The sequence below is a fragment of the Streptococcus ruminicola genome (assembly GCF_011387195.1).
Lineage (GTDB): Bacteria > Bacillota > Bacilli > Lactobacillales > Streptococcaceae > Streptococcus > Streptococcus ruminicola.
In genome coordinates this window covers 940,332-955,358 of the sequence record NZ_CP046919.1, presented here as the reverse complement: position 1 = coordinate 955,358, position 15,027 = coordinate 940,332, and the positions used below count along the sequence as shown (strand labels likewise).

General features: G+C 46.1%; 6 protein-coding genes, 14 tRNA genes and 5 rRNA genes. All 25 read right to left on the bottom strand.

Features of this window, described 5'->3' with window-relative positions; genetic code table 11:
• Window positions 1-64: 64 nt before the first annotated feature.
• Window positions 65-2,964 (bottom strand): 23S ribosomal RNA (locus GPZ88_RS04995).
• Window positions 2,965-3,111: 147 nt separating this feature from the next.
• Window positions 3,112-3,184 (bottom strand) — tRNA-Ala (locus tag GPZ88_RS04990).
• A gap of 54 nt (window positions 3,185-3,238) precedes the next feature.
• A 16S ribosomal RNA gene (locus GPZ88_RS04985) occupies window positions 3,239-4,787 on the bottom strand.
• Between the two features lie 655 nt (window positions 4,788-5,442).
• Window positions 5,443-5,526: transfer RNA gene (locus GPZ88_RS04980), tRNA-Leu, on the bottom strand.
• Window positions 5,527-5,532: 6 nt separating this feature from the next.
• Window positions 5,533-5,604 (bottom strand) — tRNA-Gln (locus tag GPZ88_RS04975).
• A gap of 10 nt (window positions 5,605-5,614) precedes the next feature.
• A tRNA-His gene (locus GPZ88_RS04970) sits at window positions 5,615-5,687 on the bottom strand.
• 11 nt (window positions 5,688-5,698) lie between these two features.
• Window positions 5,699-5,769, bottom strand: a tRNA-Trp gene (locus GPZ88_RS04965).
• Between the two features lie 4 nt (window positions 5,770-5,773).
• A tRNA-Tyr gene (locus GPZ88_RS04960) sits at window positions 5,774-5,854 on the bottom strand.
• A 17-nt stretch (window positions 5,855-5,871) separates the two neighbouring features.
• Window positions 5,872-5,944: transfer RNA gene (locus GPZ88_RS04955), tRNA-Phe, on the bottom strand.
• Window positions 5,945-5,950: 6 nt separating this feature from the next.
• Window positions 5,951-6,024: transfer RNA gene (locus GPZ88_RS04950), tRNA-Met, on the bottom strand.
• A gap of 13 nt (window positions 6,025-6,037) precedes the next feature.
• A tRNA-Ser gene (locus tag GPZ88_RS04945) sits at window positions 6,038-6,127 on the bottom strand.
• Between the two features lie 11 nt (window positions 6,128-6,138).
• Window positions 6,139-6,210 (bottom strand) — tRNA-Glu (locus GPZ88_RS04940).
• Between the two features lie 11 nt (window positions 6,211-6,221).
• Window positions 6,222-6,295, bottom strand: a tRNA-Ile gene (locus GPZ88_RS04935).
• Window positions 6,296-6,327: 32 nt separating this feature from the next.
• Window positions 6,328-6,398, bottom strand: a tRNA-Gly gene (locus GPZ88_RS04930).
• Between the two features lie 6 nt (window positions 6,399-6,404).
• A tRNA-Val gene (locus tag GPZ88_RS04925) sits at window positions 6,405-6,477 on the bottom strand.
• A 4-nt stretch (window positions 6,478-6,481) separates the two neighbouring features.
• Window positions 6,482-6,597 (bottom strand): 5S ribosomal RNA (gene rrf, locus GPZ88_RS04920).
• 85 nt (window positions 6,598-6,682) lie between these two features.
• Window positions 6,683-9,582: ribosomal RNA gene (locus GPZ88_RS04915) — 23S ribosomal RNA — on the bottom strand.
• A 147-nt stretch (window positions 9,583-9,729) separates the two neighbouring features.
• Window positions 9,730-9,802: transfer RNA gene (locus GPZ88_RS04910), tRNA-Ala, on the bottom strand.
• A 54-nt stretch (window positions 9,803-9,856) separates the two neighbouring features.
• Window positions 9,857-11,405 (bottom strand): 16S ribosomal RNA (locus GPZ88_RS04905).
• Together the 16S, 23S and 5S rRNA genes with 14 tRNA genes alongside form the textbook arrangement of a ribosomal RNA operon.
• A gap of 1,028 nt (window positions 11,406-12,433) precedes the next feature.
• Entirely contained in the window at window positions 12,434-12,820 is a 387-nt protein-coding gene (gene rplQ / locus GPZ88_RS04900) for a 50S ribosomal protein L17 (protein WP_003067190.1), read from the bottom strand.
• A gap of 14 nt (window positions 12,821-12,834) precedes the next feature.
• Entirely contained in the window at window positions 12,835-13,773 is a 939-nt protein-coding gene (locus GPZ88_RS04895) for a DNA-directed RNA polymerase subunit alpha (protein WP_009853219.1), read from the bottom strand.
• Between the two features lie 48 nt (window positions 13,774-13,821).
• Window positions 13,822-14,205: a 30S ribosomal protein S11 gene (gene rpsK / locus GPZ88_RS04890; protein WP_003062885.1), complete on the bottom strand. Its 384-nt coding sequence runs from the start codon at window positions 14,203-14,205 to the stop codon at window positions 13,822-13,824.
• Window positions 14,206-14,222: 17 nt separating this feature from the next.
• Window positions 14,223-14,588, bottom strand: a complete 366-nt coding sequence (rpsM, locus tag GPZ88_RS04885) for a 30S ribosomal protein S13 (RefSeq protein WP_003067196.1) — start codon at window positions 14,586-14,588, stop codon at window positions 14,223-14,225.
• 17 nt (window positions 14,589-14,605) lie between these two features.
• Window positions 14,606-14,722 carry a 50S ribosomal protein L36 gene (rpmJ, locus tag GPZ88_RS04880; protein ID WP_002959355.1) on the bottom strand — a complete coding sequence of 39 codons (117 nt, stop codon included), beginning with the start codon at window positions 14,720-14,722 and terminating at the stop codon, window positions 14,606-14,608.
• Window positions 14,723-14,747: 25 nt separating this feature from the next.
• Window positions 14,748-14,966 carry a translation initiation factor IF-1 gene (infA, locus tag GPZ88_RS04875; RefSeq protein WP_001040189.1) on the bottom strand — a complete coding sequence of 73 codons (219 nt, stop codon included), beginning with the start codon at window positions 14,964-14,966 and terminating at the stop codon, window positions 14,748-14,750.
• Between the last annotated feature and the right edge of the window lie 61 nt (window positions 14,967-15,027).

Below are 15,027 nucleotides of genomic sequence, written 5' to 3'. Positions count from 1 at the left end.
AAATTGAATACCTATATATTCTAACAAGAAACCGACTCGCTGTCAATATTGACTCGTTTCTTTTTTGGATAAGTCCTCGAGCTATTAGTATTAGTCCGCTACATGTGTCACCACACTTACACTTCTAACCTATCTACCTGATCATCTCTCAGGGCTCTTACTGATATAAAATCATGGGAAATCTCATCTTGAGGTGGGCTTCACACTTAGATGCTTTCAGCGTTTATCCCTTCCCTACATAGCTACCCAGCGATGCCTTTGGCAAGACAACTGGTACACCAGCGGTAAGTCCACTCTGGTCCTCTCGTACTAGGAGCAGATCCTCTCAAATTTCCTACGCCCGCGACGGATAGGGACCGAACTGTCTCACGACGTTCTGAACCCAGCTCGCGTGCCGCTTTAATGGGCGAACAGCCCAACCCTTGGGACCGACTACAGCCCCAGGATGCGACGAGCCGACATCGAGGTGCCAAACCTCCCCGTCGATGTGAACTCTTGGGGGAGATAAGCCTGTTATCCCCAGGGTAGCTTTTATCCGTTGAGCGATGGCCCTTCCATGCGGAACCACCGGATCACTAAGCCCGACTTTCGTCCCTGCTCGAGTTGTAGCTCTCGCAGTCAAGCTCCCTTATACCTTTACACTCTGCGAATGATTTCCAACCATTCTGAGGGAACCTTTGGGCGCCTCCGTTACCTTTTAGGAGGCGACCGCCCCAGTCAAACTGCCCGTCAGACACTGTCTCCGATAGGGATAACCTATCTAGGTTAGAGTAGCCATAACACAAGGGTAGTATCCCAACAACGCCTCCACCGAAACTAGCGTCCCGATTTCATAGGCTCCTACCTATCCTGTACATGTGGTACAGATACTCAATATCAAACTGCAGTAAAGCTCCATGGGGTCTTTCCGTCCTGTCGCGGGTAACCTGCATCTTCACAGGTACTAAAATTTCACCGAGTCTCTCGTTGAGACAGTGCCCAAATCATTACGCCTTTCGTGCGGGTCGGAACTTACCCGACAAGGAATTTCGCTACCTTAGGACCGTTATAGTTACGGCCGCCGTTTACTGGGGCTTCAATTCACACCTTCGCTAATGCTAAGCGCTCCTCTTAACCTTCCAGCACCGGGCAGGCGTCACCCCCTATACATCATCTTACGATTTAGCAGAGAGCTGTGTTTTTGATAAACAGTTGCTTGGGCCTATTCACTGCGGCTGACTTAAAGCCAGCGCCCCTTCTCCCGAAGTTACGGGGCCATTTTGCCGAGTTCCTTAACGAGAGTTCTCTCGCTCACCTGAGGCTACTCGCCTCGACTACCTGTGTCGGTTTGCGGTACGGGTAGAGTATAATTAACGCTAGAAGCTTTTCTTGGCAGTGTGACATCACTAACTTCGCTACTTAACTTCGCTCCCCATCACAGCTCAATGTTAGAGATATAAGCATTTGACTCATATCACACCTCACTGCTTAGACGTGCACTTCCAATCGCACGCTTTAGTTAGCCTACTGCGTCCCTCCATCACTATATACTCTAGTACAGGAATATCAACCTGTTGTCCATCGGATACACCTTTCGGTCTCTCCTTAGGTCCCGACTAACCCAGGGAGGACGAGCCTTCCCCTGGAAACCTTAGTCATACGGTGGACAGGATTCTCACCTGTCTTTCGCTACTCATACCGGCATTCTCACTTCTATGCGTTCCAGCGCTCCTCACGGTACACCTTCTTCACACATAGAACGCTCTCCTACCATACCTAAAAGGTATCCACAGCTTCGGTAATATGTTTTAGCCCCGGTACATTTTCGGCGCAGGGTCACTCGACTAGTGAGCTATTACGCACTCTTTGAATGAATAGCTGCTTCTAAGCTAACATCCTAGTTGTCTGTGCAACCCCACATCCTTTTCCACTTAACATATATTTTGGGACCTTAGCTGGTGGTCTGGGCTGTTTCCCTTTCGACTACGGATCTTAGCACTCGCAGTCTGACTGCCGATTATATCTCATTGGCATTCGGAGTTTATCTGATATTGGTAATCCGGGATGGACCCCTCAATCAAACAGTGCTCTACCTCCAAGAGACTTAACATCGACGCTAGCCCTAAAGCTATTTCGGAGAGAACCAGCTATCTCCAAGTTCGTTTGGAATTTCTCCGCTACCCACAAGTCATCCAAGCACTTTTCAACGTGCCCTGGTTCGGGCCTCCAGTGAGTTTTACCTCACCTTCACCCTGCTCATGGGTAGGTCACATGGTTTCGGGTCTACGACATGATACTAATGCGCCCTATTAAGACTCGGTTTCCCTACGGCTCCGTCTCTTCAACTTAACCTCGCATCATATCGTAACTCGCCGGTTCATTCTACAAAAGGCACGCTCTCACCCATTAACGGGCTCGAACTTGTTGTAGGCACACGGTTTCAGGTTCTATTTCACTCCCCTCCCGGGGTGCTTTTCACCTTTCCCTCACGGTACTGGTTCACTATCGGTCACTAGAGAGTATTTAGGGTTAGGAGATGGTCCTCCCAGATTCCGACGAGATTTCTCGTGTCTCGCCGTACTCAGGATACTGCTAGGGTTAAAGACTATTTCGAATACGAGGCTGTTACTCTCTTTGGCTTACCTTCCCAGGTAATTCTTCTATAATCTTGTCGTCCCACGTCGCAGTCCTACAACCCCGATGTGTAAACACATCGGTTTGCCCTCTTACCATTTCGCTCGCCGCTACTAAGGCAATCGCGTTTGCTTTCTCTTCCTGCAGCTACTTAGATGTTTCAGTTCACTGCGTCTTCCTCTTCATTACCTTAACAGTAATGAGTGACATGCATTACATGCCGGGTTCCCCCATTCGGACATCTCTGGATCAATGTTTACTTACAACTCCCCAAAGCATTTCGTCGTTAGTCACGTCCTTCATCGGCTTCTAGTGCCAAGGCATCCACCGTGCGCCCTTATTAACTTAACCTTATTTTGGTCTGTTGACCTTAAACTCATTAAATCACAGCGTTTCGGTTTATTTCTTGTTACTATCTACAATTCAATTTCTTGAATCGTGGAATTTGATATAGATATTCAATTTTCAATGGACAATCTTTTGAATCTTTCGATTCAATGGAGCCTAGCGGGATCGAACCGCTGACCTCCTGCGTGCAAAGCAGGCGCTCTCCCAGCTGAGCTAAGGCCCCACAAGACCTCTCAAAACTAAACAATACTCCAAACGTGCTTCCGTTTATCCTTAGAAAGGAGGTGATCCAGCCGCACCTTCCGATACGGCTACCTTGTTACGACTTCACCCCAATCATCTATCCCACCTTAGGCGGCTGGCTCCTAAAAGGTTACCTCACCGACTTCGGGTGTTACAAACTCTCGTGGTGTGACGGGCGGTGTGTACAAGGCCCGGGAACGTATTCACCGCGGCGTGCTGATCCGCGATTACTAGCGATTCCGACTTCATGTAGGCGAGTTGCAGCCTACAATCCGAACTGAGATTGGCTTTAAGAGATTTGCTTGCCGTCACCGACTCGCGACTCGTTGTACCAACCATTGTAGCACGTGTGTAGCCCAGGTCATAAGGGGCATGATGATTTGACGTCATCCCCACCTTCCTCCGGTTTATTACCGGCAGTCTCGCTAGAGTGCCCAACTTAATGATGGCAACTAACAATAGGGGTTGCGCTCGTTGCGGGACTTAACCCAACATCTCACGACACGAGCTGACGACAACCATGCACCACCTGTCACCGATGTTCCGAAGAAACTTCCTATCTCTAGGAATAGCATCGGGATGTCAAGACCTGGTAAGGTTCTTCGCGTTGCTTCGAATTAAACCACATGCTCCACCGCTTGTGCGGGCCCCCGTCAATTCCTTTGAGTTTCAACCTTGCGGTCGTACTCCCCAGGCGGAGTGCTTAATGCGTTAGCTGCGGCACTAAGCCCCGGAAAGGGCCTAACACCTAGCACTCATCGTTTACGGCGTGGACTACCAGGGTATCTAATCCTGTTTGCTCCCCACGCTTTCGAGCCTCAGCGTCAGTTACAGACCAGAGAGCCGCTTTCGCCACCGGTGTTCCTCCATATATCTACGCATTTCACCGCTACACATGGAATTCCACTCTCCCCTTCTGCACTCAAGTCTAACAGTTTCCAAAGCGAACAATGGTTAAGCCACTGCCTTTAACTTCAGACTTATTAAACCGCCTGCGCTCGCTTTACGCCCAATAAATCCGGACAACGCTCGGGACCTACGTATTACCGCGGCTGCTGGCACGTAGTTAGCCGTCCCTTTCTGGTAAGTTACCGTCACTGTGTGAACTTTCCACTCTCACACACGTTCTTCTCTTACAACAGAGCTTTACGATCCGAAAACCTTCTTCACTCACGCGGCGTTGCTCGGTCAGGGTTGCCCCCATTGCCGAAGATTCCCTACTGCTGCCTCCCGTAGGAGTCTGGGCCGTGTCTCAGTCCCAGTGTGGCCGATCACCCTCTCAGGTCGGCTATGTATCGTCGCCTTGGTGAGCCGTTACCTCACCAACTAGCTAATACAACGCAGGTCCATCTACTAGTGAAGCAATTGCTCCTTTCAAGCATCTAACATGGGTTAAATGCTGTTATGCGGTATTAGCTATCGTTTCCAATAGTTATCCCCCGCTAGTAGGCAGGTTACCTACGCGTTACTCACCCGTTCGCAACTCTTCCAACTTTAGCAAGCTAAAGTCTTCAGCGTTCTACTTGCATGTATTAGGCACGCCGCCAGCGTTCGTCCTGAGCCAGGATCAAACTCTCATTTAATCTTGTTCTCATTCTGTCACTGACAGATTTATCGTTTTTGACAGGTTACTTCCGTAACCCGCACGTTTGGTTCGTATTGTTCAGTTTTCAAAGGTCTTTGTCTCATCCGAGACAACTTCTATATTCTATCAAATTTGAAACTCGTTGTCAACACTTTTTTCAAGTTTTTTCAACTTTGTTTCAAACTTGTTTCCGTCGCTCTCTCGAACAACAGCTATATTAGTTTAGCATTGCCAATTGTTTTTGTCAACATCTTTTTTCAAGTTTTTTATGTTGATGTTCTAGGCCTCGCTCAAAGTAGACCTCTCGATTAGCAACTATATTAATTTATCATCTATCCTGTCTCCTGTCAATAGGTAAATTGAAAAAAACACTAATATCAACAAAAATGGTCATCTTACTAAACACATCCAATATTTCTTTCTTGTTAGTAAACTGGTACTGACTATCAAATAACATACTTAAGCATAAAAAATATTGCTGTCCTCACTCTTTAAGTAATTAAATCAGAAAGTACTTTTTTAAAAATTTTGAAACAAAAAACAATTTCTTGCTCGCTAATAATAAAATTTAACCAATAATTTGAGATATCTTTTGGGAAAAGAATAAAAAGGTAGCAAAAAAGTCCTACATAATAGGACTTTCAACTATACTATACCGGCGGCCGGGGTCGAACCGGCACGTCCTTGCGGACACTGGATTTTGAGTCCAGCGCGTCTGCCAATTCCGCCACGCCGGCTAGTAACTGGGGTAGCTGGATTCGAACCAACGCATGAGGGAGTCAAAGTCCCTTGCCTTACCGCTTGGCTATACCCCAATAATATAAAGGCGAATGATGGGAATCGAACCCACGCGTGCCAGAGCCACAATCTGGTGTGTTAACCACTTCACCACATTCGCCATAACTTTAACACGGGCAGTAGGAATTGAACCCACACTGAAGGTTTTGGAGACCTTAGTTCTACCTTTAAACTATGCCCGTAATATGGAAGGGGAGGGATTCGAACCCCCGAACCCGAAGGAGCGGATTTACAGTCCGCCGCGTTTAGCCTCTTCGCTACCCTTCCAAAATACTAAATTTTAATGGCGCGAGACGGAATCGAACCGCCGACACATGGAGCTTCAATCCATTGCTCTACCAACTGAGCTACCGAGCCAATCTATTGCGGGAGCAGGATTTGAACCTACGACCTTCGGGTTATGAGCCCGACGAGCTACCGAGCTGCTCCATCCCGCGCTAACAATATTAAAGGAGGATGTGGGATTCGAACCCACGCACGCTTTTACACGCCTGACGGTTTTCAAGACCGTTCCCTTCAGCCGGACTTGGGTAATCCTCCATATTATATAATAGTCCGTACGGGATTCGAACCCGTGTTACCGCCGTGAAAAGGCGGTGTCTTAACCCCTTGACCAACGGACCATATTAATAAATGGGCACAAGTGGACTCGAACCACCGACCTCACGCTTATCAGGCGTGCGCTCTAACCAGCTGAGCTATGCGCCCAAGAAAAACTTGGGTAAGCCAAATTTTAATAAAGCGGGTGACGAGAATCGAACTCGCGACAACAGCTTGGAAGGCTGTAGTTTTACCACTAAACTACACCCGCATATAATGGGAGTTAACGGGATCGAACCGCTGACCCTCTGCTTGTAAGGCAGATGCTCTCCCAGCTGAGCTAAACTCCCTTTTGCTAAGCGACTACCATATCTAACAGGGGGCAACCCCCAACTACATCAGGCGTGCTAGGGCTTAACTTCTGTGTTCGGCATGGGAACAGGTGTATCTCCTAGGCTATCGTCACTTAACTATGATTGATTATCCAATCAAAATTGAATACCTATATATTCTAACAAGAAACCGACTCGCTGTCAATATTGACTCGTTTCTTTTTTGGATAAGTCCTCGAGCTATTAGTATTAGTCCGCTACATGTGTCACCACACTTACACTTCTAACCTATCTACCTGATCATCTCTCAGGGCTCTTACTGATATAAAATCATGGGAAATCTCATCTTGAGGTGGGCTTCACACTTAGATGCTTTCAGCGTTTATCCCTTCCCTACATAGCTACCCAGCGATGCCTTTGGCAAGACAACTGGTACACCAGCGGTAAGTCCACTCTGGTCCTCTCGTACTAGGAGCAGATCCTCTCAAATTTCCTACGCCCGCGACGGATAGGGACCGAACTGTCTCACGACGTTCTGAACCCAGCTCGCGTGCCGCTTTAATGGGCGAACAGCCCAACCCTTGGGACCGACTACAGCCCCAGGATGCGACGAGCCGACATCGAGGTGCCAAACCTCCCCGTCGATGTGAACTCTTGGGGGAGATAAGCCTGTTATCCCCAGGGTAGCTTTTATCCGTTGAGCGATGGCCCTTCCATGCGGAACCACCGGATCACTAAGCCCGACTTTCGTCCCTGCTCGAGTTGTAGCTCTCGCAGTCAAGCTCCCTTATACCTTTACACTCTGCGAATGATTTCCAACCATTCTGAGGGAACCTTTGGGCGCCTCCGTTACCTTTTAGGAGGCGACCGCCCCAGTCAAACTGCCCGTCAGACACTGTCTCCGATAGGGATAACCTATCTAGGTTAGAGTAGCCATAACACAAGGGTAGTATCCCAACAACGCCTCCACCGAAACTAGCGTCCCGATTTCATAGGCTCCTACCTATCCTGTACATGTGGTACAGATACTCAATATCAAACTGCAGTAAAGCTCCATGGGGTCTTTCCGTCCTGTCGCGGGTAACCTGCATCTTCACAGGTACTAAAATTTCACCGAGTCTCTCGTTGAGACAGTGCCCAAATCATTACGCCTTTCGTGCGGGTCGGAACTTACCCGACAAGGAATTTCGCTACCTTAGGACCGTTATAGTTACGGCCGCCGTTTACTGGGGCTTCAATTCACACCTTCGCTAATGCTAAGCGCTCCTCTTAACCTTCCAGCACCGGGCAGGCGTCACCCCCTATACATCATCTTACGATTTAGCAGAGAGCTGTGTTTTTGATAAACAGTTGCTTGGGCCTATTCACTGCGGCTGACTTAAAGCCAGCGCCCCTTCTCCCGAAGTTACGGGGCCATTTTGCCGAGTTCCTTAACGAGAGTTCTCTCGCTCACCTGAGGCTACTCGCCTCGACTACCTGTGTCGGTTTGCGGTACGGGTAGAGTATAATTAACGCTAGAAGCTTTTCTTGGCAGTGTGACATCACTAACTTCGCTACTTAACTTCGCTCCCCATCACAGCTCAATGTTATAGATATAAGCATTTGACTCATATCACACCTCACTGCTTAGACGTGCACTTCCAATCGCACGCTTTAGTTAGCCTACTGCGTCCCTCCATCACTATATACTCTAGTACAGGAATATCAACCTGTTGTCCATCGGATACACCTTTCGGTCTCTCCTTAGGTCCCGACTAACCCAGGGAGGACGAGCCTTCCCCTGGAAACCTTAGTCATACGGTGGACAGGATTCTCACCTGTCTTTCGCTACTCATACCGGCATTCTCACTTCTATGCGTTCCAGCGCTCCTCACGGTACACCTTCTTCACACATAGAACGCTCTCCTACCATACCTAAAAGGTATCCACAGCTTCGGTAATATGTTTTAGCCCCGGTACATTTTCGGCGCAGGGTCACTCGACTAGTGAGCTATTACGCACTCTTTGAATGAATAGCTGCTTCTAAGCTAACATCCTAGTTGTCTGTGCAACCCCACATCCTTTTCCACTTAACATATATTTTGGGACCTTAGCTGGTGGTCTGGGCTGTTTCCCTTTCGACTACGGATCTTAGCACTCGCAGTCTGACTGCCGATTATATCTCATTGGCATTCGGAGTTTATCTGATATTGGTAATCCGGGATGGACCCCTCAATCAAACAGTGCTCTACCTCCAAGAGACTTAACATCGACGCTAGCCCTAAAGCTATTTCGGAGAGAACCAGCTATCTCCAAGTTCGTTTGGAATTTCTCCGCTACCCACAAGTCATCCAAGCACTTTTCAACGTGCCCTGGTTCGGGCCTCCAGTGAGTTTTACCTCACCTTCACCCTGCTCATGGGTAGGTCACATGGTTTCGGGTCTACGACATGATACTAATGCGCCCTATTAAGACTCGGTTTCCCTACGGCTCCGTCTCTTCAACTTAACCTCGCATCATATCGTAACTCGCCGGTTCATTCTACAAAAGGCACGCTCTCACCCATTAACGGGCTCGAACTTGTTGTAGGCACACGGTTTCAGGTTCTATTTCACTCCCCTCCCGGGGTGCTTTTCACCTTTCCCTCACGGTACTGGTTCACTATCGGTCACTAGAGAGTATTTAGGGTTAGGAGATGGTCCTCCCAGATTCCGACGAGATTTCTCGTGTCTCGCCGTACTCAGGATACTGCTAGGGTTAAAGACTATTTCGAATACGAGGCTGTTACTCTCTTTGGCTTACCTTCCCAGGTAATTCTTCTATAATCTTGTCGTCCCACGTCGCAGTCCTACAACCCCGATGTGTAAACACATCGGTTTGCCCTCTTACCATTTCGCTCGCCGCTACTAAGGCAATCGCGTTTGCTTTCTCTTCCTGCAGCTACTTAGATGTTTCAGTTCACTGCGTCTTCCTCTTCATTACCTTAACAGTAATGAGTGACATGCATTACATGCCGGGTTCCCCCATTCGGACATCTCTGGATCAATGTTTACTTACAACTCCCCAAAGCATTTCGTCGTTAGTCACGTCCTTCATCGGCTTCTAGTGCCAAGGCATCCACCGTGCGCCCTTATTAACTTAACCTTATTTTGGTCTGTTGACCTTAAACTCATTAAATCACAGCGTTTCGGTTTATTTCTTGTTACTATCTACAATTCAATTTCTTGAATCGTGGAATTTGATATAGATATTCAATTTTCAATGGACAATCTTTTGAATCTTTCGATTCAATGGAGCCTAGCGGGATCGAACCGCTGACCTCCTGCGTGCAAAGCAGGCGCTCTCCCAGCTGAGCTAAGGCCCCACAAGACCTCTCAAAACTAAACAATACTCCAAACGTGCTTCCGTTTATCCTTAGAAAGGAGGTGATCCAGCCGCACCTTCCGATACGGCTACCTTGTTACGACTTCACCCCAATCATCTATCCCACCTTAGGCGGCTGGCTCCTAAAAGGTTACCTCACCGACTTCGGGTGTTACAAACTCTCGTGGTGTGACGGGCGGTGTGTACAAGGCCCGGGAACGTATTCACCGCGGCGTGCTGATCCGCGATTACTAGCGATTCCGACTTCATGTAGGCGAGTTGCAGCCTACAATCCGAACTGAGATTGGCTTTAAGAGATTTGCTTGCCGTCACCGACTCGCGACTCGTTGTACCAACCATTGTAGCACGTGTGTAGCCCAGGTCATAAGGGGCATGATGATTTGACGTCATCCCCACCTTCCTCCGGTTTATTACCGGCAGTCTCGCTAGAGTGCCCAACTTAATGATGGCAACTAACAATAGGGGTTGCGCTCGTTGCGGGACTTAACCCAACATCTCACGACACGAGCTGACGACAACCATGCACCACCTGTCACCGATGTTCCGAAGAAACTTCCTATCTCTAGGAATAGCATCGGGATGTCAAGACCTGGTAAGGTTCTTCGCGTTGCTTCGAATTAAACCACATGCTCCACCGCTTGTGCGGGCCCCCGTCAATTCCTTTGAGTTTCAACCTTGCGGTCGTACTCCCCAGGCGGAGTGCTTAATGCGTTAGCTGCGGCACTAAGCCCCGGAAAGGGCCTAACACCTAGCACTCATCGTTTACGGCGTGGACTACCAGGGTATCTAATCCTGTTTGCTCCCCACGCTTTCGAGCCTCAGCGTCAGTTACAGACCAGAGAGCCGCTTTCGCCACCGGTGTTCCTCCATATATCTACGCATTTCACCGCTACACATGGAATTCCACTCTCCCCTTCTGCACTCAAGTCTAACAGTTTCCAAAGCGAACAATGGTTAAGCCACTGCCTTTAACTTCAGACTTATTAAACCGCCTGCGCTCGCTTTACGCCCAATAAATCCGGACAACGCTCGGGACCTACGTATTACCGCGGCTGCTGGCACGTAGTTAGCCGTCCCTTTCTGGTAAGTTACCGTCACTGTGTGAACTTTCCACTCTCACACACGTTCTTCTCTTACAACAGAGCTTTACGATCCGAAAACCTTCTTCACTCACGCGGCGTTGCTCGGTCAGGGTTGCCCCCATTGCCGAAGATTCCCTACTGCTGCCTCCCGTAGGAGTCTGGGCCGTGTCTCAGTCCCAGTGTGGCCGATCACCCTCTCAGGTCGGCTATGTATCGTCGCCTTGGTGAGCCGTTACCTCACCAACTAGCTAATACAACGCAGGTCCATCTACTAGTGAAGCAATTGCTCCTTTCAAGCATCTAACATGGGTTAAATGCTGTTATGCGGTATTAGCTATCGTTTCCAATAGTTATCCCCCGCTAGTAGGCAGGTTACCTACGCGTTACTCACCCGTTCGCAACTCTTCCAACTTTAGCAAGCTAAAGTCTTCAGCGTTCTACTTGCATGTATTAGGCACGCCGCCAGCGTTCGTCCTGAGCCAGGATCAAACTCTCATTTAATCTTGTTCTCATTCTGTCACTGACAGATTTATCGTTTTTGACAGGTTACTTCCGTAACCCGCACGTTTGGTTCGTATTGTTCAGTTTTCAAAGGTCTTTGTCTCATCCGAGACAACTTCTATATTCTATCAAATTTGAAACTCGTTGTCAACACTTTTTTCAAGTTTTTTCAACTTTGTTTCAAACTTGTTTCCGTCGCTCTCTCGAACAACAGCTATATTAGTTTAGCATTTCTAATGAACTTTGTCAAGAAGTTTTTTGAACTTTTTTTCAAAGCCTTTTGAAATGTTTGCTGCCTCAAACAACAGCTTACTTAGTATACTAAACTTCATCTACACTGTCAACAGGTTTTTTGGCTTTTTTTGATATTTTTTTGTAACAATGTCATAAAAACTGTCATATAAACTGAGTTTATGAGCTTCACCATTATAACTAAGCCGTTTTCATATTTTTTTCTGATAATAACAGCTTAGTTAGTCGACAATTTTTTTCAAAATAAAGAAATCGATGCTCGTTAGAATTTCCTTCCCAGTTAAAAAGATGACACTTCGATTATTCTCCATAAAATACCAAATAAGGTCTCTACAGGCTTCTCGCTTGGATTTTTACTCCCCCAACAGCGAAATTCATCCAAACCGCCCTCAGAGCGTCTCAGGAGCTTTTTAAGAGCTATTTGATACATCCTTGATAAAAATCTACCTTTCCCGTATAAAGGGGGCATTTTTAGGTATAAACTCGCTATTATAAAGTCTATGCAAAAGATTCTTATTTCGATTGCATTAAATTATTGCTGAGTAGTATATGGTATTGGGTTCTATTATCCATAAATTGAAGGTAGTTGCAGTTTTTAAATAGAAAAACGCCTGCTTACGAAGTGTTTCTAATCTAGAGACATTTCGTAAACAAGCGTTACTCAATCACCAATATGATGAGTGTTCCCGCTGGGGAAAAATCCCCAGCGGTAGACCAGAGCTAGACTAAGAACCAAAAGGTTCCATCATCATAACACTCAACAAAATTGATAAAAATTATACTAATTCAATGATTGCCATTGGAGCAGCGTCACCACGGCGAGGTTCAGTTTTAAGAATACGAGTGTATCCACCGTTGCGTTCTGCATAGCGAGGTGCGATTTCATCGAAAAGTTTTTGAAGAGCTGTTTGTGAAGAGTATTTTTCAGTAGCTTCATCAAAGTTTTCAGATGCAATTTCATTACGTACGAAAGCAGCAGCTTGACGACGTGCATGAAGGTCACCACGTTTACCTAAAGTAATCATTTTTTCAACTGTTTTACGGATTTCTTTAGCACGAGCTTCAGTTGTTACAATAGATTCGTTAATCAAAAGATCTGTTGTCAAATCACGAAGCATTGCTTTACGTTGTGAGCTAGTGCGTCCTAGTTTACGGTAAGCCATTTTATCCTCCTATATTATTTATCGTTTTTGAGTCCGAGTCCAAGATCAGCAAGTTTAACTTTGACTTCTTCAAGGCTCTTACGACCAAGGTTACGGACTTTCATCATTTCAGGCTCAGTTTTTTCTGTCAAATCAAATACAGTGTTGATACCTGCACGTTTAAGACAGTTATATGAGCGGACTGACAAATCAAGTTCTTCGATAGTACGGTCAAGCACTTTTTCATCGTTAACTTTTTCAGTTTCTTTCATTACGTCAGTGTTTTTAGCCACTTCTGTAAGGTCAGTAAACAGATTCAAGTGTTCAATCAAAACGCGTGCTGATAGACCTAAAGCATCTTCAGGAATGATTGTGCCATTTGTCATGATTTCGATTGTTAATTTATCAAAGCCGTCATTGCTACCTACACGAGCAGGTTCAACTTGATAATTAACTTTTTTCACTGGTGTGTAGATAGAGTCTACAGCCAATGTTCCCACTGGAGCATCTTCTTTTTTATTACCTTCGGCTGGAACGTAACCACGTTTTTTAGCAACAGTCATTGTTGCTTTCAAACTGTGTCCTTCAGCGATTGTAAAGAGATAGTGGTCTGGGTTGACGATTTCAACATCACTATCAGTTAAAATATCCCCGGCAGTAACTTCTGCTGGACCTTCAACGTCAAGTTCGATAATTTTTTCATCATCAACATAAGATTTTACTGCAAGTCCTTTAATATTAAGGATGATTTGCATAACATCTTCGCGTACACCTGGAATAGTGTCAAATTCGTGGAGTACTCCATCAATTTTAATTGATGTTACTGCCGCACCTGGGAGTGAAGACAAGAGTACACGACGAAGAGAATTACCTAGAGTTGTACCGTATCCACGTTCAAGTGGTTCGATAACAAATCTGCCGTAATCTTTATTTTCATCAATTTTTGTTATTATTGGTTTTTCAAACTCAATCATTTATTATACTCCCTCGAAACGAATCTTGTGTACTATTAACAATTATGATTACACACGACGACGTTTTGGAGGACGAGCACCATTGTGTGGCACAGGAGTAACGTCACGGATTGAAGTCACTTCAAGACCAGCAGCAGCAAGAGCACGAATAGCAGACTCACGACCTGAACCAGGACCTTTTACAGTAACTTCAACAGTTTTAAGACCATGTTCTTGTGCAGATTTAGCAGCAGCTTCAGCAGCCATTTGTGCAGCGAATGGAGTAGATTTACGAGAACCTTTGAATCCAAGAGCACCAGCTGATGACCAAGCAATTGCATTACCGTGCACATCTGTAATCATAACAATAGTGTTATTGAATGTAGCGTGAATATGAGCAACACCAGATTCGATGTTCTTTTTCACACGACGTTTACGTGTTGGTTTAGCCAATTTTTTTACCTCCTATTTTATTTTTTCTTACCAGCAATCGCAACAGCTTTACCTTTACGAGTGCGAGCGTTATTTTTAGTGTTTTGACCACGGACAGGAAGTCCACGACGGTGACGGATACCACGGTATGAACCAATTTCCATCAAGCGTTTGATGTTCATGTTCACTTCACGACGAAGGTCACCTTCAACTTTGATTGCATCAACTTCACGACGGATAGCATCTTCTTGATCTGATGTCAAATCTTTAACACGGATGTCTTCAGAAACACCAGCAGCTGCTAAGATTTTCTTAGAAGTTGCAAGACCGATACCATATACATAAGTAAGTGAAATTACTACACGTTTTTCATTTGGAATATCAACTCCAGCAATACGAGCCATTTTTTCTCCTTTCTATATTATCCTTGACGTTGTTTGTGTTTTGGATTTGATGGACAAATTACCATAACACGACCGTTACGACGAATAACTTTACAGTATTCGCAAATTGGTTTGACTGATGGTCTTACCTTCATTTTTTAATCCCTCCAATTATTTCGATTATTTAAAGCGGTATGTGATACGTCCACGTGTTAAATCGTAAGGACTCATTTCAACAGTAACACGGTCACCTACCAAAATACGAATGTAGTTTTTACGGATTTTTCCTGATACAGTTGCCAAGATTTGGTGTCCATTTTCTAATTCAACAGTAAACATAGCGTTAGGCATCGTCTCAACAACTTTACCTTCAATTTCAATCACATCTTCTTTTGCCACGCAAAAGTACCCCCTAAATTTCGATTTGATGTCCTCTGAGTGCAGAGGTAACAATTATAAG

Coding starts and splice junctions, on each gene's coding strand:
- rplQ (WP_003067190.1), bottom strand. CDS start 12,820: ATGGCTTACCGTAAACTAGGACGCACTAGCTCACAACGTAAAGCAATG.
- GPZ88_RS04895 (WP_009853219.1), bottom strand. CDS start 13,773: ATGATTGAGTTTGAAAAACCAATAATAACAAAAATTGATGAAAATAAA.
- rpsM (WP_003067196.1), bottom strand. CDS start 14,588: ATGGCTCGTATTGCTGGAGTTGATATTCCAAATGAAAAACGTGTAGTA.
- rpmJ (WP_002959355.1), bottom strand. CDS start 14,722: ATGAAGGTAAGACCATCAGTCAAACCAATTTGCGAATACTGTAAAGTT.